At 70.4% G+C, this 25,088-nt stretch carries 28 protein-coding genes; 9 read left to right on the top strand and 19 right to left on the bottom strand.

Annotated elements, in window-relative coordinates:
* Positions 1–76: 76 nt before the first annotated feature.
* The 3 genes from ACZ7OH_RS13810 (at position 77) to ACZ7OH_RS13800 (ending at position 2,069) form a co-directional block, all read left to right on the top strand.
* Positions 77–1,093, top strand: coding sequence for an endonuclease/exonuclease/phosphatase family protein (locus tag ACZ7OH_RS13810; protein WP_470281123.1), 1,017 nt, complete (start codon positions 77–79; stop codon positions 1,091–1,093).
* 25 nt (positions 1,094–1,118) lie between these two features.
* The gene (locus ACZ7OH_RS13805; protein ID WP_470281122.1) at positions 1,119–1,433 is read left to right on the top strand and encodes a hypothetical protein; all 315 of its coding nucleotides are present in this window, start codon (positions 1,119–1,121) and stop codon (positions 1,431–1,433) included.
* Between the two features lie 372 nt (positions 1,434–1,805).
* The gene (locus tag ACZ7OH_RS13800) at positions 1,806–2,069 is read left to right on the top strand and encodes a hypothetical protein (protein WP_470281121.1); all 264 of its coding nucleotides are present in this window, start codon (positions 1,806–1,808) and stop codon (positions 2,067–2,069) included.
* Here ACZ7OH_RS13800 and ACZ7OH_RS13795 read toward each other — a convergent pair.
* The 3 genes from ACZ7OH_RS13795 to ACZ7OH_RS13785 are packed head-to-tail and all read right to left on the bottom strand — an operon-like array spanning position 2,023 to position 4,570.
* Positions 2,023–2,841, bottom strand: a complete 819-nt coding sequence (locus ACZ7OH_RS13795; protein WP_470281120.1) for an SIR2 family NAD-dependent protein deacylase — start codon at positions 2,839–2,841, stop codon at positions 2,023–2,025. The genes ACZ7OH_RS13800 and ACZ7OH_RS13795 overlap by 47 nt on opposite strands.
* Positions 2,834–3,145 (bottom strand): antibiotic biosynthesis monooxygenase family protein, encoded by a 312-nt coding sequence (locus ACZ7OH_RS13790; RefSeq protein ID WP_364465153.1) that lies wholly within the window; start codon positions 3,143–3,145, stop codon positions 2,834–2,836. The genes ACZ7OH_RS13795 and ACZ7OH_RS13790 overlap by 8 nt, the downstream gene beginning before the upstream one ends.
* Positions 3,146–3,163: 18 nt before the next feature.
* Positions 3,164–4,570, bottom strand: coding sequence for a M1 family metallopeptidase (locus ACZ7OH_RS13785; RefSeq protein WP_470281119.1), 1,407 nt, complete (start codon positions 4,568–4,570; stop codon positions 3,164–3,166).
* A gap of 75 nt (positions 4,571–4,645) precedes the next feature.
* On the opposite strand from ACZ7OH_RS13785, the gene ACZ7OH_RS13780 reads away from it, so the two are divergent.
* Positions 4,646–5,392, top strand: coding sequence for an alpha/beta fold hydrolase (locus ACZ7OH_RS13780; RefSeq protein ID WP_470281118.1), 747 nt, complete (start codon positions 4,646–4,648; stop codon positions 5,390–5,392).
* Between the two features lie 66 nt (positions 5,393–5,458).
* Here the strand turns inward: ACZ7OH_RS13780 and ACZ7OH_RS13775 are convergent, their stop codons facing one another.
* The 5 genes from ACZ7OH_RS13775 to ACZ7OH_RS13755 form a co-directional block, all read right to left on the bottom strand.
* A complete protein-coding gene (locus tag ACZ7OH_RS13775; protein ID WP_470281117.1) occupies positions 5,459–6,415 on the bottom strand; it encodes a peptidoglycan recognition protein family protein in 957 nt (318 codons plus the stop codon).
* 63 nt (positions 6,416–6,478) lie between these two features.
* Positions 6,479–7,354: an HhH-GPD family protein gene (locus ACZ7OH_RS13770; protein WP_400896234.1), complete on the bottom strand. Its 876-nt coding sequence runs from the start codon at positions 7,352–7,354 to the stop codon at positions 6,479–6,481.
* A gap of 9 nt (positions 7,355–7,363) precedes the next feature.
* Positions 7,364–8,314 carry a glycosyltransferase gene (locus ACZ7OH_RS13765; protein WP_470281116.1) on the bottom strand — a complete coding sequence of 317 codons (951 nt, stop codon included), beginning with the start codon at positions 8,312–8,314 and terminating at the stop codon, positions 7,364–7,366.
* A gap of 4 nt (positions 8,315–8,318) precedes the next feature.
* Positions 8,319–8,810: a beta-class carbonic anhydrase gene (locus ACZ7OH_RS13760; protein WP_370969180.1), complete on the bottom strand. Its 492-nt coding sequence runs from the start codon at positions 8,808–8,810 to the stop codon at positions 8,319–8,321.
* A 99-nt stretch (positions 8,811–8,909) separates the two neighbouring features.
* Entirely contained in the window at positions 8,910–10,010 is a 1,101-nt protein-coding gene (locus tag ACZ7OH_RS13755; protein WP_400896228.1) for a LacI family DNA-binding transcriptional regulator, read from the bottom strand.
* Between the two features lie 188 nt (positions 10,011–10,198).
* Here ACZ7OH_RS13755 and ACZ7OH_RS13750 point away from each other — a divergent pair, with 188 nt between their 5' ends.
* The 3 genes from ACZ7OH_RS13750 to ACZ7OH_RS13740 are packed head-to-tail and all read left to right on the top strand — an operon-like array spanning position 10,199 to position 12,831.
* Complete coding sequence (locus ACZ7OH_RS13750; RefSeq protein ID WP_470281115.1) at positions 10,199–11,104, top strand: metal ABC transporter solute-binding protein, Zn/Mn family; 906 nt, start codon at positions 10,199–10,201, stop codon at positions 11,102–11,104.
* Between the two features lie 2 nt (positions 11,105–11,106).
* Positions 11,107–11,952 carry a metal ABC transporter ATP-binding protein gene (locus ACZ7OH_RS13745; RefSeq protein WP_470281114.1) on the top strand — a complete coding sequence of 282 codons (846 nt, stop codon included), beginning with the start codon at positions 11,107–11,109 and terminating at the stop codon, positions 11,950–11,952.
* A 3-nt stretch (positions 11,953–11,955) separates the two neighbouring features.
* The gene (locus ACZ7OH_RS13740; RefSeq protein WP_470281113.1) at positions 11,956–12,831 is read left to right on the top strand and encodes a metal ABC transporter permease; all 876 of its coding nucleotides are present in this window, start codon (positions 11,956–11,958) and stop codon (positions 12,829–12,831) included.
* Here ACZ7OH_RS13740 and ACZ7OH_RS13735 read toward each other — a convergent pair.
* Genes ACZ7OH_RS13735 through ACZ7OH_RS13725 form a run of 3 tightly spaced genes read right to left on the bottom strand, consistent with a single transcriptional unit; the run spans position 12,828 to position 16,535 of the window.
* Positions 12,828–14,036: a DUF445 domain-containing protein gene (locus tag ACZ7OH_RS13735; protein ID WP_470281444.1), complete on the bottom strand. Its 1,209-nt coding sequence runs from the start codon at positions 14,034–14,036 to the stop codon at positions 12,828–12,830. The two genes, ACZ7OH_RS13740 and ACZ7OH_RS13735, sit on opposite strands and share 4 nt — an antisense overlap.
* 37 nt (positions 14,037–14,073) lie before the next feature.
* Positions 14,074–15,246, bottom strand: coding sequence for a DUF445 domain-containing protein (locus ACZ7OH_RS13730; protein ID WP_400897526.1), 1,173 nt, complete (start codon positions 15,244–15,246; stop codon positions 14,074–14,076).
* Between the two features lie 59 nt (positions 15,247–15,305).
* On the bottom strand, positions 15,306–16,535 hold the full coding sequence (locus ACZ7OH_RS13725) for a DUF445 family protein (RefSeq protein WP_470281112.1): 1,230 nt from the start codon (positions 16,533–16,535) through the stop codon (positions 15,306–15,308).
* Positions 16,536–16,665: 130 nt separating this feature from the next.
* Here ACZ7OH_RS13725 and ACZ7OH_RS13720 point away from each other — a divergent pair, with 130 nt between their 5' ends.
* Entirely contained in the window at positions 16,666–17,568 is a 903-nt protein-coding gene (locus ACZ7OH_RS13720) for a coiled-coil domain-containing protein (RefSeq protein WP_470281111.1), read from the top strand.
* Positions 17,569–17,764: 196 nt separating this feature from the next.
* Positions 17,765–18,415 carry a class II aldolase/adducin family protein gene (locus ACZ7OH_RS13715; RefSeq protein WP_470281110.1) on the top strand — a complete coding sequence of 217 codons (651 nt, stop codon included), beginning with the start codon at positions 17,765–17,767 and terminating at the stop codon, positions 18,413–18,415.
* Here the strand turns inward: ACZ7OH_RS13715 and ACZ7OH_RS13710 are convergent.
* From ACZ7OH_RS13710 to rlmB, 8 genes are all read right to left on the bottom strand, one after another.
* A complete protein-coding gene (locus tag ACZ7OH_RS13710) occupies positions 18,412–19,083 on the bottom strand; it encodes an HD domain-containing protein (protein WP_470281109.1) in 672 nt (223 codons plus the stop codon). The two genes, ACZ7OH_RS13715 and ACZ7OH_RS13710, sit on opposite strands and share 4 nt — an antisense overlap.
* A gap of 71 nt (positions 19,084–19,154) precedes the next feature.
* Positions 19,155–19,793 (bottom strand): hypothetical protein, encoded by a 639-nt coding sequence (locus ACZ7OH_RS13705; protein ID WP_470281108.1) that lies wholly within the window; start codon positions 19,791–19,793, stop codon positions 19,155–19,157.
* Between the two features lie 2 nt (positions 19,794–19,795).
* Positions 19,796–20,809, bottom strand: coding sequence for a hypothetical protein (locus ACZ7OH_RS13700; RefSeq protein WP_400896208.1), 1,014 nt, complete (start codon positions 20,807–20,809; stop codon positions 19,796–19,798).
* A 183-nt stretch (positions 20,810–20,992) separates the two neighbouring features.
* On the bottom strand, positions 20,993–21,574 hold the full coding sequence (locus ACZ7OH_RS13695; RefSeq protein WP_470281107.1) for a transglutaminase-like domain-containing protein: 582 nt from the start codon (positions 21,572–21,574) through the stop codon (positions 20,993–20,995).
* A 73-nt stretch (positions 21,575–21,647) separates the two neighbouring features.
* Positions 21,648–22,253 carry a histidine phosphatase family protein gene (locus ACZ7OH_RS13690; RefSeq protein ID WP_470281106.1) on the bottom strand — a complete coding sequence of 202 codons (606 nt, stop codon included), beginning with the start codon at positions 22,251–22,253 and terminating at the stop codon, positions 21,648–21,650.
* Positions 22,253–22,615, bottom strand: coding sequence for a hypothetical protein (locus ACZ7OH_RS13685; protein ID WP_470281105.1), 363 nt, complete (start codon positions 22,613–22,615; stop codon positions 22,253–22,255). Before ACZ7OH_RS13685 ends, ACZ7OH_RS13690 begins: the two co-directional genes overlap by 1 nt.
* Positions 22,616–22,629: 14 nt before the next feature.
* Entirely contained in the window at positions 22,630–24,063 is a 1,434-nt protein-coding gene (locus ACZ7OH_RS13680; RefSeq protein ID WP_400896200.1) for an MBOAT family O-acyltransferase, read from the bottom strand.
* Between the two features lie 53 nt (positions 24,064–24,116).
* Complete coding sequence (gene rlmB / locus ACZ7OH_RS13675) at positions 24,117–25,073, bottom strand: 23S rRNA (guanosine(2251)-2'-O)-methyltransferase RlmB (RefSeq protein WP_086858698.1); 957 nt, start codon at positions 25,071–25,073, stop codon at positions 24,117–24,119.
* Positions 25,074–25,088: the final 15 nt, after the last annotated feature.

Here is a 25,088-nt window from a genome sequence, read left to right as displayed (position 1 = left end):
GGACACTGTGACCGGACGCGCTGGCAGCACGCGCACAGCGCGCTGGCAGCGGCTGGCAGCCGCTGGTGGAGATCTTGTGGAGGAGTTGTCGGCCCCCGGGCCGGCCGGCGGTGGGCTCGGCATACTCGGCACCATGACGGTTGCGGAAGAGACGCGCGTCCGGCGGAAGAACCCGCTGGTCACGGCCTTGTTGGTGGTGCCGCTGGTGCTGCTGGCCGGAGTGGCCGCGCTGCGCCTGATCGGCTTCGACGGCGACTGGTACACCCTCGTCGCGCTGGCGCTGACGCCGTTCGCGGCGGCCGCGGGCCTGCTGCTCGGCGGCCTGGCGCTGGCCTTGCGGCGCTGGTGGATCGGCGGGGTCGCGCTGGTGCTGGCGGTCGCCTTGGCCGTTCTGGTCGTGCCGCGGCTGTCGGCGAGCGACCAGCGCGAAGTGCACGGCAAGACACTGCGCGTGCTCGCGTCGAACCTCTTGTACGGCCAGGCGGACCCGAAAGCCGTCGTCGACCTGGTGCGCGAGCAGCGGATCGACGTGCTGAACCTGGTCGAGCTGACGCCCCGCGCGATCGACGGCCTGACCGCGGCCGGGCTGTTCCAGCTGCTGCCGCACCGGGTGCTGCACCCGGCGGCGGGCGCGTTCGGCTCCGGGATCGTGTCGCGCTTCCCGCTGACGGAGGTCAACCTGACGGGTGATTCGGCGGCCAAGCAGCCGGGCGCGCAGGCCGACCTCGGCGACGGCGTGGTGGCGGAGATCGTCGCCGTCCACCCGATCTCCCCGGACGTCGACACCCCGCAGTGGGAGCGCGAGATCAAGGACCTCTCGCGCGCGGCGGGCGAACACGGCCTGCGCATCCTGGCGGGCGACTTCAACGCGACGCTCGACCACGCGGCGTTCCGGACGGTGCTCTCCCGCGGCTACAACGACGCGGCGGAGGAGCGCGGGTCGGGGCTGACGCCGACGTGGCCGTCGTCGTCCCCGGTGGTGACGATCGACCACGTGGTGGTCGACAACCGGGCGGCGGTCCAGGACTACCGCGTGTTCGACGTCGCGGGCAGCGACCACCGGGCGGTGTTCGCCGAAGTGCGCCTGCCGTGACGTCGTCCCTGGCACGCTGACCGGTATGCGAAGACTCGTGCTCGCCCTCGTCCTGGTGGCCTCCGCCTGCGGGCAGCCCGAGGCGGCTCCGGCGGACGACGGCCCGAAGAGCGCGCTCGGCTTCACCGCGCACGCGGGTGCGGTGGAGTTCCCGTCCGACACCGACTGGATCCCCACGACCGGCGGGCTGAACGCCTTGGTCCCGCTGAAGAGCTGCGTGCTCGGCATCGGCGACTACGCGACCGGCAACCGCATGCTCAGCGCGAACTGGACCGGCGCCGCGGACTGCACGTCGTTGCGGATCGGCCCGATCGGCGGCGGCCTCCCGGCGGCACCGTGACCGAGCTCGGCGAGCTGCGCGGCCGGCGTGACGTCCGGGCGCTGGCGCGTTCGGGCGCCGGCCTGGTGGCGGTCGGGACGGCGTTCCTGGACGGGCGGACGACCCGGCCGGTGGCCTGGGTGTCGGACGACGGGGGCAAGACGGAACGCACGGTCGTGATGCCGCTCGCCGAGGGCGTGACCGGGGCGAACGGGCCGTCGTCGGTGGCGGCCGCCGGGTCGGAGCTGCTCGCGGCCGGCTATTCGAACCCGGGGTTGCAGCTGTGGGCTTCGCACGACGGCGGCGGCAGCTGGACGGTGTCGGAGCTGGCGACGCCGTCGGACGAAACGCTGGTGTACGGGATCCTGCCGGTCGCCGGGCAGTTGGTCCACAGTGGACATACCCGGACCCGGCGGTGTCGTGGCGGGCGCGCCGGACGGGCGCGGCAACCTCGTGCTGGCCACGCGGACGATCGACCCGAACCGGGGCACCCAGCGTCCGCGCTCCTGCTCGGCCGTGCTGGTGCGGGACGGTCAGGGCTGGCAGCGCGGCGAGCTGGGCTGCGCGGAGTGGCCGGTGCGGGTGGCGACGACGCTGGCCGACGGCCGGGTCATGCTCGCGGGGAACCGCGACCTGTGGCTGCGGCCAGTGCGGTGAGCGTTTCCAACGCCCCGGCCGCGATCGAGACACCCCGGCCGTGGCGGATCTCCGGCTCGCGCGGGTTGACGCGGATCAGCGCGCCGGTCGCCGCGCTCGCCAGTTCGCTGTAGCGGCGGACCGTCGGGACCGCCTGGCCCGCGCCCAGCTCGACGACCACGAGGTCGCGCGCGGTCCGGCGCCACGCCGTCAGCTCGTCGAGCTGCGCCTGGCTGCGGTCCGGGACCCAGTCGAAGTCGCCGAACATCAGGATGTTGGGCCGCGCGAGCCCGCCGCACCGCGGGCACGACGGCAGCGGCGGCACGGCCCGCATGGTTTCGGGGTCGATCTCGACGTCGACGTCGGCGGCCCAGATGTCGTCGGAACAGCGGCTCAGGCATTGCAAGTGGTGGATCGAGCCGTGCGCCTCGGCGACGTTGTCGAAGCCCGCCTTCTGGAACTGGCCGTCCACATTGGACGTGAAGACGCGCACGGATGGGGCGAAGCCGTGCAGCAGGCGGAAACCCTCGTGCGGCACGGTCTTCCGGTACAGGTCGAGCCGGTGGCCGTAGAAACCCCAGGCCAGCTCGGGGTCGTCGGCGAAGTGGCGCGGGTCGGCCAGCTCCTCGAACCGCAGCCCGAGCCGGGCGTACGGCGGGTACGCGCGCCAAAACCCTTCGCCGCCGCGGAAGTCCGGCAGCCCGGAGTCGACGCCCATCCCGGCGCCGGCGCAGATCAGCAGCGCGCCGGCGCCGTCCAGGAGCTCCGCGGCCCGCTCGAGGGCGTCACTCACCCGGCTTCGAACCGAGGACGACCTCGAACTCCAGCAGGTTCGCCCCGGTGGACACGGGCTTGGCGCGCTCGCCCGAGTGCGCCGCCGCGGCCGGGCCGCCCTTCGCCCACGCCTGGTAGGCCTCTTCGGTCTCCCACTTCGTGTAGACGAAGTAGCGCGTCTCGCCGGACACCGGGCGCAGCAGTTCGAACCCGAGGAAGCCGGGCTGCTGGTCGACGGAGTGCATCCGCGCGGCGAACCGCTTCTCCAGCTCGGGGCCGGCGCCTTCGGGGACCTCGATCGCGTTGATCTTCACGACACTCATGAGCCCAGCCTACTGACGTCAGCTGCGCAGCGAGCCGGGGAAGAGGTCGGCGTCCGCGGGGAGCTTCGTCCCGCGGAACCACTCGTCGAAGAACGGCTTCAGGTTCTGCCCGCTCACCTGCGAAGCCATCTTCTCGAAGTCGGCCCACGAGGCGTTTCCGTGGCGATAACGCGCCGGCCACGCGTGCAGGAGGCGGTCGAACGACGGGTCGCCGATCTGCCTTCGCAACGCGTGCAGCGCCAGGATCCCCTTGTTGTACACGCCCTCGAACTCGTGGCCGTGGCCCATGCCGACCAGCTTCTGCGCCCAGAAGTCCGTGCTGCCGCGGGTGATCTCGATCGCCGCGCGGTAGCGGTCGTCGAGGCCCTGGCCCTCGCGCTCGGCCCACAGCCACTGCGCGTACGACGCGAAGCACTCGTTCAGGCAGATGTCGGACCAGTTCTCCAACGACACCGAGTCGCCGAACCACTGGTGCGCGTTCTCGTGCACCAGCGTCGGCAGGTCGGCCCACTTCGCGTATGTCGGCCGGGTCTGCGTCTCCAGGGAAAACCGGACGTCCTCGTTCAGGAAGATCCCGCCCGCCGCCGACTGCGGGTACGGCCCGAACTTGCTGCTCAGGAACCCGAGCACCTCCGGCAGGCGGTCGCCGATCGCGCGGCGGGACTCGGCGCCCGGCGCGTACGCCGAGACCACCGGGGTGCCGTCCGGCAATGTCGACCTGTCGACACTGAACTTGCCGATCGCGATCGTCGTCAGGTAGCTCGCGACCGGGTTCGGCTCGGTCCACGTCCCCGGCGGGCCTTCGCGGCCGTTCGAGATGACCGTCCAGCCGGCCGGGACGTGCGCGGTCAGCGTGAAGGTCGCCTTGTCGCGCGGGGTTTCGTCGACCGGGTACCAGAATGCGGCCGAGTGCGGCTCGCCGACCATGTACGCGCCGCCGTCGGCCGAGTGCTGCCAGCCGTTCTCGCTGCCGCCGTCGTGCGGGGTCTTCGCCGGGTCGCCGCCGTAGCGCACCCGCGTGCGGAAGTTCGTCCCGGCGCGGATCGGCGACGCCGGCGTGACGACCAGTTCGAAGGCCTTCTCGCGGGTGAAGCGCGTCGGCTGCCCGTCGACTTCGACGCTGTGGACGTCCAGCCCGCGCAGGTCGAGGTCGAACCGGCTGAGGTCCTGGGTGGCCTTCGCGGTGACCGTCGTGTCGCCGTCGAGGTGGCCGCTCGGCGGGTCGTACGTCACGCCCACCTGGTAGCCGAGGGCGTCGTAGCCGCCGTTGCCGTCGTCCGGGTAATACGGATCACCGGCGCCGGCCGCGCCCGGAACCGGGTGCATCGGCGGCGGCGGGGGCGGCGCCGTGACGGCGTCACCGCTGCACGCCGTGGCGAGGACCACGGCGGCGCAGACGGCGAGGGCGGCGAGTCGGCGGCGCATACCCACCACCATAGGTGATGGATTGCGATCGCTTGGTCACGTTCCGCACCTGCGGTTTTGTGGTTAGGTGGCCGCGTGCTCTGTTTCGGCGGCATCGGTGTGCCGATCGTTCTGCTCCACGGACTGATGGGCCGCGCGCGCACGTGGTCGCGGGTCGCGGAGTGGCTCCGGCCCTACGGCGCGGTGTACGCCCTCGACGCGCGCGGCCACGGCAGCGCGCCGCGCGTCGGGCCCTGGACGACCGAGCGGTTCACCGATGACGTCGCCGCCGCGCTGCGGACCCTCGACGCCGGGCCGGCCGTGCTCATCGGGCACTCGATGGGCGGCCTGCACGCGTGGACGACCGCCGCGAAGTACCCGGAGCTGGTGCGTGCGGTCGTGTCCGAGGACTTCGCGCCGGACCAGCGCGGCCGGACCGTCGAGACGTGGCGCGGGTACTTCGAGAGCTGGCCGGTGCCGTTCAAGTCGCTCGACCACGTCCGCGAGTTCTTCGGCGACGCGGGCGAGTACTTCGCCGACTGCGTCGAGGAGCGTTCCGACGGGTTTCACCTGGTCGCCGACCTCGAGGACCTGTACGTCATCGCCGCCGAATGGGGCCGGCGCGACTACTGGGACGTCGTCGACGCGATCCGCTGCCCGCTGCTGCTGGTCGAGGGCGAGCACACGGCGATGCCGGCCGGCCAGCAAGCCGAAGTCGCCGACCGAGTGCCGGGCGCGAAACACCTGGTGGTCCCGGGCTCGGCCCACCTGCCCCACGACGAGGCCCCGGAGATCTACCGGGGCGCCGTCGAGGCCTTCCTGAGCGGCGTGCTCAGCCGGTGAAACCACGCGTGACCAGGCGGACGGCACGCCGAGCGCGCCGTTGAGCCCGGTGCACCGACCACCTGGTCACGCGCGAGCCAGGTCTGCCCGCCAAGCTGCCGTCGAGCGGTCGGAGGGGACGATCAGCGGCCAGACGTCCGCGCCGAGGAAGCCGGTCTCGTCGGCCGCGCGCGCCGCGGTGCACGTGTCGCGCGGCAGCCCGGCCTGGGTGGTCAACGCGGCCACAGCGTCCTTTGTGGACTTCCCGAAGACGCCGTCGGTCGGCACGCCGAACCCGGCGGACCGCAGGAACCGCTGCGCCAGCTGGACCCGCTTGCCGGTGTCGCCCGGCTTCAGCAGCGGCCACTCGGCTTCGGCGCGCGCCACCGAGACGCCGAGGACGCGCCCGACCGCCGTCCGCAGCTCCGGGAGCCGGTTGTAGAGCACCGTGCCGGGGCACTCGGTCGTGTTGAAGTCGCGGTGGCCCTTGATGAACTCGGGCGAAATGCCGTACTGGTGGGCGATGTAGGCGACCAGCCCGACGAGCGAGTCCCACAGCGCCTGCGGCACGTCGACCGTGCTGTAGAGGCCCTCGTTCTCGATGCCGATGACCTCGCTGTTGTGGTTGCCCACGTTCGCGCCCTGGACGTGCTGCGTGCCGCCGCGCAGGATCTCCAGGCTCCGGTGCCTGCCCTCGGTGACGAACCCACCGCGGCTGTTCGTGAACTGCTGGCCGCTGTCGATCCAGCCGTTCTTGTCCATGTGCAGGTTCTGGATGAACTTCGCGACGTAGAACGCGCGCGCCAGCGAGAAGTCGTTGTTCATCGGTGGATCGACGGCGTGGTGCACGACGATGTAGGTCGGCTTGTGGTTCTCCACCACGATCGGCCCGCTGGCGGGCCGCGCGCCCCACTCGGAGCACCCGTGGATCGTCGGTGTCGGCACGGCCGCGGCGGCCGTCCCCGTGGTCGTCATCCCCAGTGCGCCGGCCGCCGTAGCGGTCACCCCCGCCTTCAGCAGGGTCCGGCGGTCAACAGTGACCATGCGAGAAAAGGTAACTCCGCATCGCGCCGATGACAACTATTGACCAACTTTTGTTGTAGCGCGTTAGTGTTCACCTGGCAGGGCGAAGAGGCCGCCGCTGGTCTGCTCCAGCAGGCCGTCGACCAGCAGGGAGTCGAGGCAGCGGTCGCGCTGGCCGCCGTCGTGCCACACCAGGTCGAGGCGCGCCTTTTCGACGGGACCCTCACTGCCGCGCAGGACGTCCAGCAGCAGCCCGCGGACCTGCCGGTCGGTGCCCGCGAACTTCTGCACCGGCTTGGCCGGCCCGGCGTACTCCGGTTTCCCGGCGAGCTGCCACGCGCACTCGTCGTAGATCGGGCAGTCCGCGCACCTCGGCGACCGCGCGGTGCAGATCAGGGCGCCGAGCTCCATGATCGCGGCGGAGAACTTCGCGGCGGGCGCGTCTTCGGCGGGCAGCAGCGCCTCGACGTCGGCCATGTCCCGGGTGTTCGACGCGGGCCCGGCGTCCCCGGCCCCGTGCACGGCCCGCGCGACGACCCGCCGCACGTTGGTGTCGACGACGGGCGCCCGCAGCCCGTAGGCGAACGCGGCGACGGCCCGCGCGGTGTAGGCGCCGATCCCGGGCAGCGCGAGCAGGGTGTCCACATCGGACGGAACGACGTCGCCGTGGTCCCGCGCGATGACGCCGGCGGCTTCGTGCAGCCGGAGGGCGCGCCGCGGGTAGCCGAGCTTGCCCCAGGCTCGCACGACCTCACCCTGGCTCGACGCGGCCAGCGCCGACGGCACCGGCCAGCGCGCCATCCACTCGTGCCAGATCGGCTGCACGCGGGCGACGGGGGTCTGCTGGAGCATGATCTCGCTGACGAGCACGCCCCATGCCGAGCAGTCCGGCTCGCGCCAGGGCAGGTCCCGGCCGTGCGTGGAGAACCAGTCGAGCAGTACGTCAGCGTCCACAGCCACGCCGGGAGGCTACTTCGCCCGCTTCGGCAGCTCGCGAGCGACCTCGCCCGGCGACGGCATTTCCGCGATCTCCTCGGCGATCGCGCGGGCCGCGTCCCGGCAGGTGGACGCCTTCCGGGCCTGTTCGGCGACGGCGTCCGCGGTCAGTTCGCCGGGCAGGAGCCGCAGTGCGGCTCCGGCGGCGACGAGCGCGTCGGCGTTGGCGAACTGGTCGGCGCCCTGCGGCAGGACCAGCTGCGGGACGCCGGCGGCGAGCGCGGCCAGCGTGGTGCCGCTGCCGCCGTGGTGCACGACCAGGTCCGCCTGCGAGATCGCCGCCGCCTGCGGCACCCAGGCCCGGGCGGTGACGTGAGCCGGCAGCGGGCCGAGGTCCTCGGGGGCCACGCGGCCGGTGGCCACCACGACGTGCGTGCCGAGCGCGGCCAGTCCCTCGATCGCCGTCGTGAGGACCTCCGGGGTGCCGAACGCGGTGCCGAGCGTCAGGTAGACCAGGGGCCGCCGGAAGTCGCCGGGCTCGGCGAAGGGCACCGGGCGCAGGGCGATCCGGTCGGCGGTCGCCAGGAAGCCCGCGTCCTGCAGGGACGGCGGGCAGATGTCCAGGTGCGTCCCGCCGGCCGGGCGCTCGAGCCCGATTCCTTCCGGGAACAGCCGGCCGAACCCGTGCCAGAGCGCGGGAATCCCGGCGCGCCCCGCGGCGACGGCCACCTCCGGGACACCCCACCCGTGCACGACCAGGTCCGGCCGCAGCCGCTTCAGGTCCGGTTCGAGGTCCTCGGCGTAGATCTCGTAGAACGAGTCCGCGGGCCGGAAGGGGTTCAGCCCGAGCCGGCCCAGCGGCGCGTGGACGTGCTCACCGGCGGCGAAGTGCACGTCGTGCCCGGCGTCCCGCGCCGCGACCGCGAGCGGGACCATCGGGTAGGTGTGGCCAGGTGCCGCGAGACCGGCGAAGAGGACGCGCAAGGCCCTACTGGACCTCGGTGAGCTTCCCGGTCTTCACGTCGTAGACGAACCCGCGGACGTTCTCCGTGTGCGGCAGGTACGCGCTGCGCCGCACCCGCTCGACCGACGTCCGGACGCTGTTCTCCACGTTCCGGAACGCCTCGACCGACCACGTCGGCCGCAGGCCGGTGTCGCTCTCCAGCTCGTCCTTGAAGTCGTCCTCGGTGACCATCGAGAGGCCGCACTCCGTGTGCTGGACGATCAGCACCTCGCGCGTGCCCAGCTTGCGCTGCGAAAGCGCCAGCGAGCGGATCATGTCGTCGGTCACCACGCCGCCCGCGTTGCGGAGGACGTGCGACTCGCCCTGCAGGAGGCCGAACAGCTCGAACACCCGGATGCGGGCGTCCATGCAGGTCAGGATGGCCACCTGGAGCGACGGCTTCGGGGACGACCGGTCGCCGGGCGTCACCTCGCCGAGTTCCTGGTTGCGCTTGAGCAGTACGTCGATCGAGGTCATCGGTCACCTTCCGGCCAGTGGCCCCGCGGCGCGGGCGTGCCACTCCATTTGACCCGGTGGGGACCCCGATGGGCAATGCACTACGAGCTATGTCACGGGTCAGCCCCCGAACCAGGGCTCCTCGACCGTCCTGGGGGGTGCCGACGTGCGGCCGACGCGCAGTTCGGTCGGCAGCGTGATCACCTTCGGCGCGCTGCGCTCGGCCGAGCCGAGCAGCAGCCGGCCGGCCGTCTTGCCCTTCTCGAGCACCGGCTGGTGGACCGTGGTGAGGCCGATCCGCTCGGCTTCGGCGATGCCGTCGAAACCGGTGACGGTCAGGTCCTGCGGCACCCGCAGCCCCCGCCGCTCGGCTTCGGCCATGGCGCCGAGCGCGAGGATGTCCGACGTGCAGATCACCGCCGTGATCTGCGGATACGCGTCCAGCAGCTGCCGCGCGGCGGACGCGCCGTCGTCCACCGTGTGGTCGAAGCGCTCGACCACCGGGACGCCGGCCCAGTCGACGCCGGCCGCGGAGAACGCCACGGCGAGCGCTTCCAGCCGGGTGCGCTGGACGTGGAAGTGCGCGCCGCTCTGCCGCGCCGGTGAGACGAAGTCGTCGTTGCGCTCGCGGGCCAGCCGCATGCAGATGACGCCGACCTGCCGGTGGCCCAGGGCGACCAGGTGCTCGGCGATCTTGCCGACGGCCGCGGCGTCGTCCGGGCCGACGCGGTCGATGCCCTCGAGGCTCGGCTGGTCGATGATCACCGTCGGCACCGGGCGCTCCAGCACGGCGGCCAGGTGCGGGTCGTCGTCCGGGACGGAGTAGACGACGAAGCCGTCGACACCCGCGCGGTGCACCGCGGCGACGTCCTCGCGGCCGGGGCTGGCCGGCACCAGGTGCAGGCCGACACCGGCGTCTTCGCAGGCCAGGGCCAGTCCTTCGAGGACGCCCACGGCGGCGGGGTCGCGGAAGGCGTAGGAGAGGTTCTCGGTGAGCAGCAGGCCGACCGCGCCCGCCTTGCGCGTGCGCAGGGAGCGGGCGACCGGGTCGGGGCCGGGGTAGCCGAGGCGCCGCGCGGTCTCGAGGACCCGGCGGCGCAGTTCCGGGGACAGCTGGTCCGGCCGGTTGTAGGCGTTGGACACCGTGGTCCTGGACACACCGAGCTCCGCCGCGAGCGACGCGAGCGTCGCCTGCCTCCGGGTGCGAATAGGACGTCCCATCAGCAAACCGTAACGGTTCAGATCACTTTCTTGAAGAGACACCCCGGGTGGTCGATGTCTCGATCCGCATGCGTGAACTCGCATACACCAAACCGGGATCGGATGGCCAGGAAGTCATCCGGATGGGGTAAGGTGAATCTGACAACGGTTTCCATTAGCGTCTCAGTGTCGTCAGGAGAGTTCTTCAGATGAGTTCCCGCCGCACCAGGAGCGTGCTCGCCGCCGCTTCGGCCCTGTCCGTGCTCGCCCTGGCCGCATGCTCCGGTGGGACCTCCGACGGCGGAGCGCAGTCCGGCGGGGACGGCAAGATCAAGGTCGTCGCCGCGACGGACGTCTGGGGCAGCGTCGTCAGCGCCGTCGGCGGGGACAAGGTCGAGGTCAAGGCGATCATCCACGACCCTTCGGCCGACCCGCACTCGTACGAAACGACCGCTGACGACGCTCTCGCGGCGAAGGACGCGAAGCTGCTGCTGTCCAACGGCGGTGGCTACGACGAGTTCTTCGACAAGCTCACCGCGCAGCCCGGGGACGCCAAGAAGCTCGTCGCCTACGACATCGCCGCGACCGGCGACGAGAACGAGCACGTCTGGTACGACCTGCCGGGCGTCGACAAGGTCGCCGACCAGGTCGCGGCGCAGCTCGGCGAGCTGCAACCGGCGTCGAAGCAGGCGTTCACCGACAACGCGACCGCGTTCAAGGCGAAGGTCGACGCGCTGGAGAAGCGCCTCGGCGAGCTGGGAGCCACCCATCCGGGGACGAAGGTCGTCGTCACCGAGCCGGTCGCGCACTACCTGCTCCAGAGCGCGAAGCTGACGGACGCGACGCCGAAGGCGTTTTCCGACGCCGTCGAGAACGACACCGACGTCCCGGCCGGCGCGGTGAACGAGTACAAGCAGCTCATCGCCACCAAGCAGGTCAAGGCGCTGATCAACAACGCGCAGACGGTGACCCCGCTGACCAAGGACGTCGTCGGGCAGGCGAAGGCCGCCGGGATCGGCGTCGTCGACGTGACCGAGACGCTGCCGCGGGGTGTGACCGACTACATTGGCTGGATGACCGGGGAAGTAGACGCGCTGGCAGGAGCGTTGAAGTAGGCATGGCTCCCGTTTCAGACGACGTACGTCCCGCGGTCCGGGTCCGCGGGGCGGCCCTCGCGTTCGGACCCCGGACCCTCTGGTCGGGGCTGGACCTCGTCGTCGAGCCGGGGGAGTTCCTCGCCGTGCTCGGCCCGAACGGCTCCGGCAAGAGCAGCCTGCTCAAGGCGCTGCTCGGCATGCAGGGCCTGTCGGCGGGCTCGGTCGAGATCGCCGGCGGCCGCCCGGGCGGCGCGAACCGCAAGGTCGGCTACATCCCGCAGCAGCGCGCGATCGACGAGTCGCTGACGCTGCGCGGCGTCGACCTGGTCGGGCTGGGCCTCGACGGCCACCGCTGGGGCCCCGGCCTGTTCGGCATGGCGGCCCGGCGCCGGCTCGTTTCCGACGCGGTCGAAGCGGTCGGGGCTACTCGGTACGCGAAGCAGCCGGTCGGCCGGTTGTCCGGCGGCGAGCAGCAGCGGCTGCGGGTGGCGCAGGCCCTGGTCGGCGACCCCGAGGTGCTGCTCTGCGACGAGCCGCTGCTGTCCCTGGACCTCGCGCACCAGCGTGCGATCAGCGAGCTGATCGACCGCCGGCGGCGCACGGCGGGCACGGCGGTGCTGTTCGTGACGCACGAGATCAACCCGGTGCTGCCGTTCGTCGACCGGGTGTTGTACCTGGTCAACGGCCAGTTCCGGATCGGCAAGCCGGACGAGGTCATGACCACCGCGACGCTGTCGGAGCTGTACGGCACCCGCGTCGAGGTGCTGAAGGTCGGCGGGCAGATCCACATCGCGGGCGCGCAGAGCGCGTTGTGCGAGGAGGAGCCGCACCACCACGAACACGACGTCGAAGAGCAAGTGGGCTGAGTCTTGGATCTGTTCGACTTCGGCAAGACGTGGGAGCTGATCACCGAGCTCCCCGGCGTGCAGACGGCGTTGCTGGCGGCCTTGATCCTCGGCCTGGTGGCCGGCGTGCTGGGCCCGCTGATCGTCATGCGGCGCATGTCGTTCGCGGTGCACGGGACGTCCGAGCTGGCGTTCACCGGCGGCGCGGCGGCGTTGCTGCTGGGCATCGGCGTCGAGTACGGCGCGCTGATCGGCGCGGTGGTGGCGGCGCTGCTGCTGGGCATCCTCGGCGCGCGTGACGCGGACCGCGACTCGGTGATCGGCGTGATCCTGTCGTTCGGCCTCGGCATGGGCGTGCTGTTCCTGTCGTTCTACAAAGGACGGTCCGGGAACAAGTTCGGCATCCTCACCGGCCAGATCATCACGATCGACTCGACGAACCTGACGTTGTTCGTGGTGTCGTCGGCGGTGGTGCTGGCGGTGCTGGCGCTGGTGTACCGGCCGTTGCTGTTCGCTTCGGTGGACCGGAACGTGGCCGTGGCGCGCGGGGTGCCGGTGAAGACGCTGACGGTGGTGTTCGCGTTGCTGGTGGGCGTCTCGACGGCGTTGAGCGTAAAGGTGGTCGGGTCGCTGCTGGTGGTCGCTTTGATGGTGACACCGGCGGCCGCGGCGGCCCGCGTGACGGCGTCGCCGTGGAAGGCGACGGTGTTGTCCGTGGTCTTCGCCGAGGTGGCGGCGATCGGCGGGATCGTGCTGTCACTGGCCCCGGGGCTCCCGGTGAGCGCGTTCGTGACGGCGATTTCGTTCTTGATCTACGTGGTCTGCCGCGTGATCGCCTGGCAGCGCGACCGCCGGACCCGGGTGAGCGCGGTGGAACCGGCCCTCGTCGCGGCGGCCTAACCCAGCATCAGCAGGACCTGCAGCTCACCCACGACGAACCCGATCACCCCGCCGACGGCGATGAGCTTCCACTCGTCCTGCCGGAACGCCGGCCGCAGCAGCCCCTCGAACTCCAGCGGCGTCAACGCCAGCATCCGCTGCTCGATCATCTTCGCGACGTCCATCGCCTCGGTCAGGTACCCCTCGGCGTAGCGCGCCGTGTCCGGTAGCTGCTCCAAGGCCTTCCGGGCCGCCGCGTGCTTGATCTCCCGCAGGCGCGTGCTGCCCACCGCGAAGGACAGCGGCACCTGCTTGTCGACCGCTTCCGACACGACGTTCTCGACCAGCGCCGCCAGCCGGTCGGCGCGCGGGCCACGCAGGACCGCGTCCAGCAGGTTCTGGACCGTCAGGACCTCGTTGGCGATCAGCTCGCCGTACTGCCGCGCCACCTCCGCGCGCCGGCGCTGGAACTTGCCCTGGAAGATCACCCGGCCCAGCCGGACCGGCTCGCGCGGGACGAAGATCAGCTTGATCGCCAGCCAGTCCGTGCACAGCCCGATCACGCCGCCGAACGCCGGCAGGATCCACGGCTCGCGCGTGAACGCCCAGACGATCGTCTGGACCAAGCCGAGCCCGAAGCCGAAGTAGATGCCCATCCGCGCGATGAACGCCATCTCGGGCCGGGACGTCTCGCGGATCAGCCGGACGAGCAGCGCCTTGTCGCGCGTGAGCCGCTGGACCGTCATGTGCTGGACGTCGAGGACCTCGTCGAGGTTCTCGCGAACGTCGTCGAGGAACTCCTGGACCAGCCGCGGCGCCGACGCCTGGACCTGCTTGATCAGCATCTCCTGCGCCAGCGTCGGCATGACCTCCCACAGCCGCGGGTGGTGCTCGGCGAGCACCTCGCGCGCGATGTGGTCGACCGCGCGCAGCAGCGGCTGCTCCAGCTCGCTGGTGATGATCACCGGGTCGACGCGCTCGAAGACCTCGCGCAGGTCCAGCAGGTTCGCCGTCAGCAGCTCGGTCGCGACGGCCGCCATCCGCCCGCCGTGCTTCGGGACGACGCCCTGCCAGCCCAGCAGCGGCGGGATCCCGATGAAGTCCAGGGGCCGGAACATCATCTCGATGGCGACGCGCTTGGTGACGTAGCCGATCAGCGCCGCGATGAACGGCATCGCCGCGTAGACCGGCCAGTGCAGGGCGAGGTCGTGCAGGACCGCGTCCAACTCCGACCTCCTCATGCCGAGAACGGAACCGTACCGGCTACCCGAGCAGCGCGAGCACCTGCAACTCGCCGACGAGCCCGCCGATCACCGCGCCGACGGCGATCAGCTTCCACTCGTCCTGCCGGAACGCCGGCCGCAGCAGCTGCTCGAACTCCAGCGCGCTCAGCTTCTTCATCCGGTCGACGATCGTGTTGCGCACGTCGAGGGCGTTGATCGCGTAGTTCTCGGCGTACCGGATCGTCTCCGGGACGCGCTCCGCGGCCTTCGCCGCCGCCGTCTGCTTCATCTCCTGGAACTTCTTCGTCCCGACGGCGAGGGCGACGAACGGCTTGACGACGCTGGCCTGCGCGTCGATCGTCTTCTGCACCTCGCGGGTGATCATCGCGAACAGCTTGTCGGACTTCGGCCCGCGCAGCACGGCTTCCAGCAGGTTGGGAATGGTGATGATCTCGCGCGCGATCATGTCGCCGTAGTCGGCGGCGACCTGGTCGCGGCGCTTCTGGAAGATGCCCTGCCAGGTGTAGAGCCCGAAGAACCGCTTCGGCTCGCGCGGCAGGAAGATCATCTTCAGGGCCAGCCAGTCGGTGAGCCAGCCGATGCCGAGGCCGAACAGCGGCAGCACGATCGGCGACTTCGTCAGCGCCCAGACCACGAGCTGGACGCAGCCGAGGATGAACCCGAACCCGATGCCCGAGCGGGCGATGAACCGCATCTCGGGCCGCGAGATGTCACGGATCAGCCGGTTGAGCAGCGCTTTGTCGCGGACGAGGTTCGTCACGACCATGTGCTGCAGGTCGAGGACGTCCTCGATGTTGTCGGCGATCTCCCGCATGATCTTGGTGATCGCCTTCGGCGCCTCGGCCTGGACGCGTTTGAGCAGCAGCTGCTGCGCGCCGTTCGGCAGCACTTCCCACAGTCTGGGCTGGTAGGTCTCCATGACCTCGCGCGTGACGTCCTCGACGACCCGCAGCAGCGGCTGCTCGATCTCCTTCGCGACCTGCTCGGGGTCGAGCCGCGCGAAGATCTCCTTGGGGTCGACGAGGTTGGTCGTCAGCATCTCGGTGGCCGTCGCCGCCATGCGCTCGGCGTTCGCCGGCAGCACGCCCTGCCAGCCGAAGGGTTTGACGCCGACGAACTCCAGCGGCCGGAACATCATCTCGATGGCGACGCGCTTGGTGACGTAGCCGATCAGCGCCGCGATGAACGGCATGGTGATGTACACCTGCCAGTGCGTGCCGAAGTCCACGCGCGCACGCTATCGGCCCGGCGTCAATGCAGCAGGAGCAGCACCTGGAGTTCACCCACCAGGCCACCGATGACCGCCCCGACGGCGATCAGCTTCCATTCGTCCTGCTTGAACGCCGGGCGCAGGATGCCCTCGAACTCCAGCGGCGTCAGCTGCTGCATCTTGTCGACGATCGTGTTGCGGACGTCGAGCGCGCCGGTGGCGTAGCTCTCGACGTGCTTCACCGTTTCGGGGAGGTACTCGATCACCTTGGCGGCGGCCGCGCGCTTCATCTCCTGGTACTGCCGGCCGCCGATGGTGAGGGCGACGACCGGCTTGACCAGGCTGACCTGCGCGTCGATCGTGCGCTGGACCTCGCGGGTGACGAGCGCGAAGAGCTTGTCCGAGCGCGGGCCGGTGAGCACGGCTTCGAGGACGTTCCGGACGGTGAGGACCTCGTCGGCGATCAGCGCGCCGTAGTCCGCGGCGACCTCCTGGCGGCGCTTCTGGAACATGCCCTGCCAGCGGAAGAAGCCGAACCCGCGCGGCTCGCGCGGGTAGAAGATCATCTTGAGCGCGAGCCAGTCCGTGACGAAGCCCGTGACGAAACCGAAGATCGGCATGATCAGCGGCTGTTTCGTCAGCGCCCACGCGACGAACTGGACGAGCCCGATCACGAACCCGAACCAGATCCCCGAGCGCGCGATGAACTTGAACTCGGGCGCGGCGACCTCGCGGATCAGCCGGCAGGTCAGCGACTTGTCGCGGACCATCGCGCCGATGAGCATGTCGTTGACGTCGAGGACGTCGTCGATGTTGGTCGAGACCTCCCGCAGCAGCCGCTTGACGACCTCGGGTGCCTGCGCGCGGACCTGGTCGACGAGCAGCCGTTGCGCGCGCGACGGCAGCATCTCCCAGAGCCTCGGCTGGTAGGTCTCCATGACCTCGCGCGTGACGTCTTCGACCGCCTTGAGCAGGGGCGCTTCGAGCTCTTTGACCATTTCCTCCGGGTCGAGCCTGCTGAAGATCTCCCGCGGGTCGACGAGGTTGCGGGTCAGCAGATCGACGGCGGTGGTGGCCATCCTCCGCGCGTTCGCCGGGATGACGCCCTGCCAGCCGAAGAAGGGCTTGATGCCTTTGAACTCCAGCGGCCGGAACATCATCTCGATGGCGACGCGCTTGGTGAGGTAGCCGATCAGGGCGGCGATGAGCGGCATGGTGGCGTAGACGTGCCAGTGCGCGCCGATGTCCGCGAGGACGGCCTGTATGTCCACAATGGCCTCCTCGCGTCAACCGGCTGGTCAACCGACGTCAGAATGCCATGCGTCACCGGGGGTTACCGAAATCGTGATGCATCCGTTTGGCGGTACGTCCGGATGGGTCCCGGCTCATTAAGGTGGCGCGATGGTCGCGCCTGAGAAGCCCCAGTCCGCCCCGAAGACAGCCCAGTTCGCCGTGGGTGTCCGCGGCTACAACCAGCGTCAGGTCGACGAACGCCTCGCCGAGCTGAACAAGGACCTGCGCGAGACGTCCCGCAGCCGCGACGAAGCCGTCGCGACGTCGTCGGACCTCTCCAAGGCCCTCTCGTACGCGCAGAAGGAGCTCGCCGAGACGAAGGCCGCGCTGGCCAGGATGAGCTCGAGCCCGTCCGGCGCCGGTGCGATGGCCGAGCGCGTCCGGATGATGATGCAGCTCGCGGAGGAGGAGATCGCCGACCTGCGCGCGGCGGCGGAGGCGGACGCGGCGTCGACCCGCGACCAGGCGGACAAGTACGCGCACGAGACCCGCCGCACGTCCGACAAGCTGGCGAAGGACGCGGAGGAAGAGCGCGCGCGCCTGCTGTCGGAAGCGAAGGGCGAGATCGAGAAGCTGAACGCGGCGGCGGGAGCGAAGAGGGTCGAGCTGGCGGCGGCGGCCGAGCGGGCCCGCAAGGAAGCGGACGCTGCGGCCGAGGCGGCGGCGGCCGAGGCGCGGGCGGAGGCGGACCGGGTCGCGGCGGAGGAGCTGGCGGCGCGCAAGAAGGCGTTCGACGAGGAGCACGCGCGGAAGAAGCAGGAGACCGAGGCGGCGCTGGCCTCGGCCCGGTCCCAGCAGGCGGAAGCCGACCGGAACCGGAAGCTGGCGCTGGACCTGCGGACGAAGGTCGCCGAGCGGATCGCGGCCACGGATGTCGCGGTGCAGGAGGCCATGCGGTTGCTGGCTCCGGAGCCTCCGGCTGCCGCCGAGAACGGGGACCGGAAGCCGACGCCGGCCCCGGCTCCTGCTGCGAAGGCGGCTCCCGCTCCTGCCGCTCCGGCGAAGGCTTAGTTATCCACATCGGGTTCGGTTGTCCACAGATTTCGCGAGCCGCTGTTTTCGCAGCTCAGCGGCGATAGACTGGACAGGGGACGCCCCCCAGGGACGGGAGGGGGCTGTCTTTTGGGCCGGGAGGTGGCCTTAGCTCGTGGGTGGCTGGCAGTCTGCATGACAGCTGCTTGATCACCCACGAGAACGGACCCGCCGCATGCTCCTCGAGACCGAACGGGCCGCCGTGTGCGCCTACGCGCGGCGGATGGTCGGGGACGGCCTCGTCGTCGGGACCTCCGGGAACGTCTCGCTGCGGGCCGGGGACCTCGTCGCCGTCACCCCGACCGGCGTTCCCTACTCCAGCATGAACCCGGCCGATGTCCCCGTCGTCGACCTCGGTGGCCAGGTCGTCGACGGCTCGCTCAAGCCGACCAGCGAGCTCCCGATGCACCTGTCCGTCTACTGGGACGTGCGCGATCCGGACAGCGAGCCCATCACCGCCGTCGTGCACACGCACTCGCCGCACGCCACCGCCGTCTCCACCCTCGTGCGCGAGGTGCCACCCATCCACTACATCCTCGCCACGATCGGCCCTTCGGTGCGCGTCGCGCGCTACGCCACCTACGGCACGCCCGAGCTGGCCGCCGCCGTGCTCGAGGCGCTCCAGGGCCGCCGCGGCTGCCTCATGGCCAACCACGGCACCCTCACCTACGGCGACGGTCTCGAGGCCGCCTACCACCGGGCCCAGCAGCTCGAATGGGCCTGCCGAGTGTGGCTGCTCGCCCAGGGCGCCGGCCGGCCCGCGCTGCTGCCGCCGCCCGAGGTGGCCAAGGTCGTCGACCGGCTGCGGGGCTACGGCCAGACCTAGGACGCCAGCGCGTCGACGGCGTGGACCGCGTCCAGCAGTTCCGCCACCGTCGGGTCGTCGACCGCCTCCTTGATGCACTGCCACAGCTGGAGGTTCGCCATCGCCCAGCGCGAGTACGTCTTCGCCGCCTCGGGGTTGTAGAAGTAGTACCCCTCCTCGTGGACGTCGCACTGCTCGCCGACGATCTTGTCCGCCAGCTCGCGCAGGCTCAGCCCGTTCTCGCGCAGGTACCGGTGCGCGAGGACCACCGGCGTCACCGGCAGCGCCTTGAACAGCGTGTCCGCGTCGCTCAGCGCCTGCGCCTCCAGCGAAATGTCGCGGCCGCGCGTGGCCATTTCGGCTTCGTCGACGATGTCGTCGATCCACCGCGCTACCCCCGACGGCACCCCGCACTCCGCGAGGATCTCCAGCCGCAGGCTCCGGCCCGCCGCCGCGGGCGAGTTGCGGAGCACCAGGTAGTTGACGTCGTGCACCAGCGCCGCCACCTCGACCACCGCGCGGTCGGCGCCGTTGTGCTGGGCGAAGCCGGCGGCCTTCGCGCGGACGAAGCTCACGTGGTGCCAGCCGTGGAACGGCAACCGTTCGGCATAACGGCGGCAAAGCCGGTGAACCCGGTTCGCGACGGCGTCGACGATGACGTGGTCGATCGTGCTTTCCTGCGTGCGCATACACCTCTCCGATCCCGGCCGTGGTTTCAGACGGGTGGAGTAATGGTAAGCGCCGTGACGCCGGTGGGTAGCTAGATGCGGTCGGCCAATTCCCCCAATCGGACCTCTACCGGAACGTGACGATGGCCGATTCCCGTGGCGGGGTCGAAAGAAAGGCTGAAACTGCTCACCGGGCGTGATTTCACGAGGAACGTCATCGTGCCGTCGGCCGCTTCGGGGATGCGGTGGAATTCGTCGGCCAGCATGGTGGCGCAGGCTCCGGCCTGGCACAACGTCCGGCGCCGCAGCCGCGCGGACGCGATCAGCCCGGTACCGGTGTCGATCGTCGTCTCGTATCTCTCGTGCAGGTAGTCACCACGGAGAATGGTGGTGCAGAAGTGGTACCTGTGGTTGTGCACGGAATCCGCGTACCCCTCCCGCCAGTCCTCCTGCGCCTTGTATTCGTGCAGCCAGAAGGAAAACGGGTCGGACGGCGAATCGAGCAGGCACCAGGCGAAGTGCGTGGTCGTTTCCCGGGACGAGCGCAGCACCTTCGCCGCCTGCGCGGACGACAGCCCGCGCAGTTGCGAACGCAGTTCGTCCCGCAGGCCGGGCTGGGCGGCCCACGGCCGGAACCACTCGTCGACGGCGCGCCAGCCGGCGGCCAGCGGGAACTCGGCCGCGCGCAAGCGCACGGCCAGTTCGGAAAGGGGGGACAGGCGGGTGAGCAAGGTCAGCTCCCTAGCTCGGCGACTTCGGAGAACTCCGCGCGGAAAGCGTGGAACTTGCCTTCCAGCTCGCGGAACTGCTCCTCGGACAGGGGGGATCCGGTGATCTTTTCGAACAGCGCCAGGAAATCCGTCCGCGTCGTCGCGGACGTGATGCGGAAGTGGCGGCCGGTCCGGGACTGCGAGACGCGCACGAACTCGGCGCGCTCCATGTTGTAGAGGAAGGAACCCTCGGTGAACCGCAGGGACCGCGGGTACAGCTTCGTGGCGCCGCGGACGTCGCTGTAGAGCGACACCCACACGCTGTCGTCGAACATCTCGAGCCGGTCCAGCGGCGGGTCGGCGACCACGGTGATGTCGACCTGCGCGCAGCGGCTGCGCGCCAGGAAGAGGCCGACGAGCCCGATCCGGATCTCTTCGTCGAGCCGGGTCTGGATCTGTTCGGAGTCGACGTCGCCCGCTTCGCGGCGCAGCAGGTAGCGGGCGCGCCCGCTGATCGAGCTGGCGTCACGCGGATCGGCGATGACGGCCCGGAGTTCGCGTTCGGTGCGGGAAAGCAACAGGCGGGCGGCCGCGTGCCGCCCGGAGAAGCCGCGGAAGAAGTACTGCCGGGTCGCGTTGAGGTCGGCCATCAGCAACCGGTTGAAGCCGGGGTCGGGGTCGGTGGTCGCCTCGAACACGTCGGTGGGGAAGAACTCCTTGTTCAGCGCGCGGTATTCGGCGCTCAGGTCCTCCAGCGCGCGCCTGCTTTCCTCGATCACCGGGGTCACCAGCGCCTTCTGCGACGCGCTGGCGGTGATCAGCGTGGTGCCGAACCCCACGATCGCGGAGATCAGGGTGCCGGTGCCCAGCGACGTCACCAGGTTCTTCCCGGTGCCGGGGTCCATCAGGCCGGCGAGCCACAGGCTGAGGCCGGCGACGACGACGAGCACCGTGAGGAGCAAGCTCGTCCTGGTCCAGAAGATCTCCTGCAGTGGGGTACGGCGGCGGGATCCGCCGTCCGCGACCACGTGCTTCACCTCCCTCGAACCACCCGAACGGACGTATGCGTAAAGTGTCTGTTCGAGCGCGGGGAGTCACTTTACGCGCCATACGGGGCGCGCGAAATAAGAAGTTCGGGGGATAAGGATGACGGACAGACGTCACTCTCGGCAATAATTAACCAGCTCGGCGAGGTTTTCGTAAATCACGGAAAACCGGCTTCAGAGCGTGGCCGGGAGCCCCTTTTCGTACCAACCCGGCGCGGGTTCGGCGGTCATCAGGAAATCCACGACGACCGCCGCGGGGGCCGGGTGGATCTCCGGGTGATCGCGTTCGCCGCGCGCGAAGTCCACCGGCCAGGCCAGTTTCTCCTCGTCGAGCGAAAACTCCCCGCGCGCGCCCGTGCGGTTGCCGCGCGCGTCCAGACGCGTCCATTTGCCGCGCAGGTACACGCCATTCAGCCCGTGCAGCGCGGACAGCTCCTGGTAGCAGAACCCGGCCGGAATCCCTTGCGCGCGCAGCAAAGCGGCGAGCAGGTGCGCCTTCGCGTGGCAGATCCCGACGCGCTCGCGCAGGACGTCCGACGCCCGCCAGGTGACCCGTGGGTCGCACGCGTCGATCACGTGGTCGATCTCGTCGCGGACGAACCGGAACGCGGCCTCGGCGCCGGCGACGGGATCGTCGCCGGCCGCGCGGAAACCGGCGGCCTGGGCGCGGATCGACGGGTGCTCGTGATCGACGACGGCGTCCGAGGCGAGGTAGTCGCTCAGCCGAACGGAGGTGGGCGACGGAACGGGACTCATCCGGCCATCCTGACAGGTACGGCCATTCGGGCGAGCCGCATTTTCCGGGGCGGCGACGCTCCGCGTTCGCTGATTACGGAAGGTAAAAGTCGGGTGAGAAGCCCGTCCAGCGCAGATCGGCGGTCAGGTGCGCGACGTCGTTGTACGTCAGCAATGCGGCGGGGCGCCCCGGCGAGTAGCGGATCACGGTCAGCGCGGCGTTGGCGTGGTTCAGGGCGAGCCACCGCCACGGCGGCGCGTCCTGCGAGGCGCGCACCAGCCAGCCGGCGAGGAAGTTGTGCGTGACGAGCACTTCGTACCGCGTCTCGGCACCCGGCACGGGCCCGGTGAACCGCCGTTCGGCCTCGGCGGCGAGCTCCTCGTCGGCGGGCGGGAGTTGGCGGGCGAAGGAGTGGAGGAGGTCGCCCGAGGTCTCGGGGAGCTCCTCGCGCATCGGCGTGTAGGGAACGAAGTCGTCGGCCGCTTTGTCGACGTAGATCGGGACGCCGGGCAGCTGGGTGGCGATGAGCGCGGCGGTTTGGCTCGCGCGCGGGAGGGGGCCGTGGTGCACGGCGTTGACGGGAATCTCGCGCAGCCGCCGGCCGAGCAGCAGCGCCTGCCGACGACCGGCTTCGGTGAGCTCGCCCGTGGGGGCGGCTTCGCCGTGACGGGTGAGGAAGAGGTAGCGCGTGGCGAGCATCAGCCGACGGGGACGAGCGCACCCTGGGGGCCTTGGCGGGGCGCGAACTGGGCGAGCAGCCGGATCGGTGCGGGGTGCGGCGGGAGGACGGTCGAGGCGAACGGCGTGATCGTGTGCTCGTAGCCGCTGTTGGTGTGCAGGTGGACGCTGACGTGAACGTTCCGGTCGGCGGGGATTTCGAAGCTGACGGCGCCCCAGGAGACGACGTATTGGCGGCCGTCGATGCTGGCTATGGGGGCGTAGGCGCGGACCGTGTGGCCGAGGTGGGGGATGTCGACGGTGAGGAGTCTTCTTTGGCCTGGGTGGTGGTCCACGTAGGGGATCACTCCCGGGGTCCTGGCCAGGTCGGTCGGCTCGCTCATCCTTCGGGCTCCACTCAGAACTGGTAGTACAAGAACGGGCTGAACGTCCCCGTCGCGATCAGGATCGCCGCGTACACCAGGCCCACCGTCATCACGCCGATCCTCAACGCCGTTGCCGGGCGGCTGCGGGACGACTCCAGCAGCGGTCCCGTCACCGGGTGGGCCGGCAGCAGGAACACCGCCAGCGCCGCCAACAGCAGCACCAGCCGCTGGTTCGTGAACGCCTCTTCGACCCCTGCTCCCAAACCGTCGAAGTCCGGGATCAGCATGTGGCCGATCATCGACAATGCGTGGCCCAGGTCCGCTGACCTGAAGAACACCCAGCCGAACACCACCAGCAGCATGGTCAGCGCTCGGCGGGTGTAGCGCTTCCACGGTGTTGCCGGGTCCAGGTCGAAGCCGAACCTGCGCTCGATCACCAGCAACGCTCCGTGGTAGCAGCCCCACACCAGGAACGTCCACTGCGCTCCGTGCCAGAAACCCGTCAGCACGAACACGATGCACAAGTTGCGGTACGTGTGCGCCGCCCCGTTTCGGTTGCCGCCCAACGGGATGTACACGTAGTCGCGGAACCAGCGGGACAGGCTCATGTGCCAGCGGCGCCAGAACTCCGTGATCGTCACCGAGGAATACGGCCTTGCGAAGTTCTCCGGGAGCCGGAAGCCCAGCATTCGACCCAGGCCGATCGCCATGTCCGAGTAGCCCGAAAAATCGAAGAACAACTGGAGCGTGTAGCCGATCGCGCCGAGCCAGGCTGTTGCGAACGTCATCTCGTCCGGGGGGACCTTGAAGCACGCCTCCACCAACGGGCTCAGCGAGTCCGCGATGATCGTCTTCTTGCACAGCCCCAATGCGAACCTGGGGAAGCCCGCCGCGATGTCGTCCAAGCGGTGCGAACGCAGCTGCGGGAGCTGGTCGGCGATCTCGCGGTATCTGACGATCGGGCCAGCCACCAGCTGCGGGAACATCGCGATGTACGCCGCGAACGACACCGGGTTGCGCAACGCCTGGCGCTCGCCGCGGTAGATGTCGACCACGTACGAAATGTGGTGGAACGTGTAGAACGAAATGCCGATCGGCACGACCAGGCTCGCCACCGGCACGCTTCCGCCGAACCAGTGCGCGACCGCCGCGATCTGCTGGGTCGCGAACCCCGCGTACTTCCAGATCAGCAGGACCGTGACGTCCAGCGACACCACCGCGATGAGGATGCGGCGCCGCCGGACGCCGTTCACGTCGAACGGGTTCGGGGCCAGCAGGGGGCCGGCCAGGAAGTTGACCACCATGCAGCCCAGCAGCAGGAACACAAACGGCCCCGCGCCGATCGTGTAGAACAGCAGGCTGCCGACCGCCACGATGCCGTTGCGCCAGTTCCGCGGGAACACCAGCACGGCGACGAGCACCGCCGGCATGAAGTACCACAGGAACAGTGGCGATACGAACGACATCGGGTCCCCTCGGCTTTATCCGATGGTGACCTTAACCCGAGTGGGTGGCCGGGTCAGACCCGACCGGCGACACGGCGGCGCCGCGCCACCTCCGCGAGCAGCACGCCGGCCGCCACGGACGCGTTCAACGATTCCACGCCGGCCGCCATCGGGATCGACACCGTGGCGTCGCACGTCTCGCGGACCAGGCGCGACAGCCCGCGGCCCTCCGAGCCCAGCACGATGACCAGCGGGTCGGCCGCCAGCTCCAGCTCGTCGATGTCCACCGAGCCGTCGGCGTCCAAGCCGACCAGCATCAGGCCCTCGTTCGCCCACGCCTTGAGCTGGCGGGTGAGGTTGGTCGCCACCGCGATCGGCAGCTTCGCCGCCGTCCCGGCGCTCGTGCGCCACGCCACCGCCGTCATGCCCGCGCTGCGCCGCTCCGGCAGCAGCACGCCGTGCGCGCCGAACGCGGCCGCCGAGCGGATCACCGCGCCCAGGTTGCGCGGGTCGGTGACGCCGTCGAGCGCGACGAACAGCGGCACCTCGCCCGAGTTGCGGGCCGCGGCCATCAGCTCGTCCGGGTGCGCGTACTCGAACGGCGGGACCTGCAGGCCCAGGCCCTGGTGCACGGCCCGGTTCGTCTTGCGGTCCAGCTCCTCGCGCGGGATCTCCAGGATCGAGATGCCCTTGTCGCCGGCCAGCCGGACCGCGTCGTTCACGCGGTCGTCGATCTCGATGTTCAGCGCGACGTACAGCGCGGTCGCCGGGACGCCGGCACGCAGCGCCTCCACCACCGGGTTGCGCCCGGCGATCAGCTCCGGCTTGTCGGCCTTCTTCTGCCGGGCCTGGTCGCGCTTGGTCGCGGCGTTGGCCTGGCGGTACGCCTTGTGCCCGGGACGGTCCTCCGCCTTCGGGGTCGGCCCCTTGCCTTCGAGGGCCTTGCGGCGCTGACCGCCCGAGCCGACGACGGCACCCTTCTTGGTGCCCGTCTTGCGGATCGCGCCCTGACGCCGCGAGTTGCCTGCCATGGTGAAAGTTTCCTT

Source organism: Amycolatopsis sp. NPDC114478 (assembly GCF_055633805.1).
The sequence above is the reverse complement of the archived record's forward strand: the minus strand, read 5'-3'. Positions and strand labels throughout refer to the sequence as shown.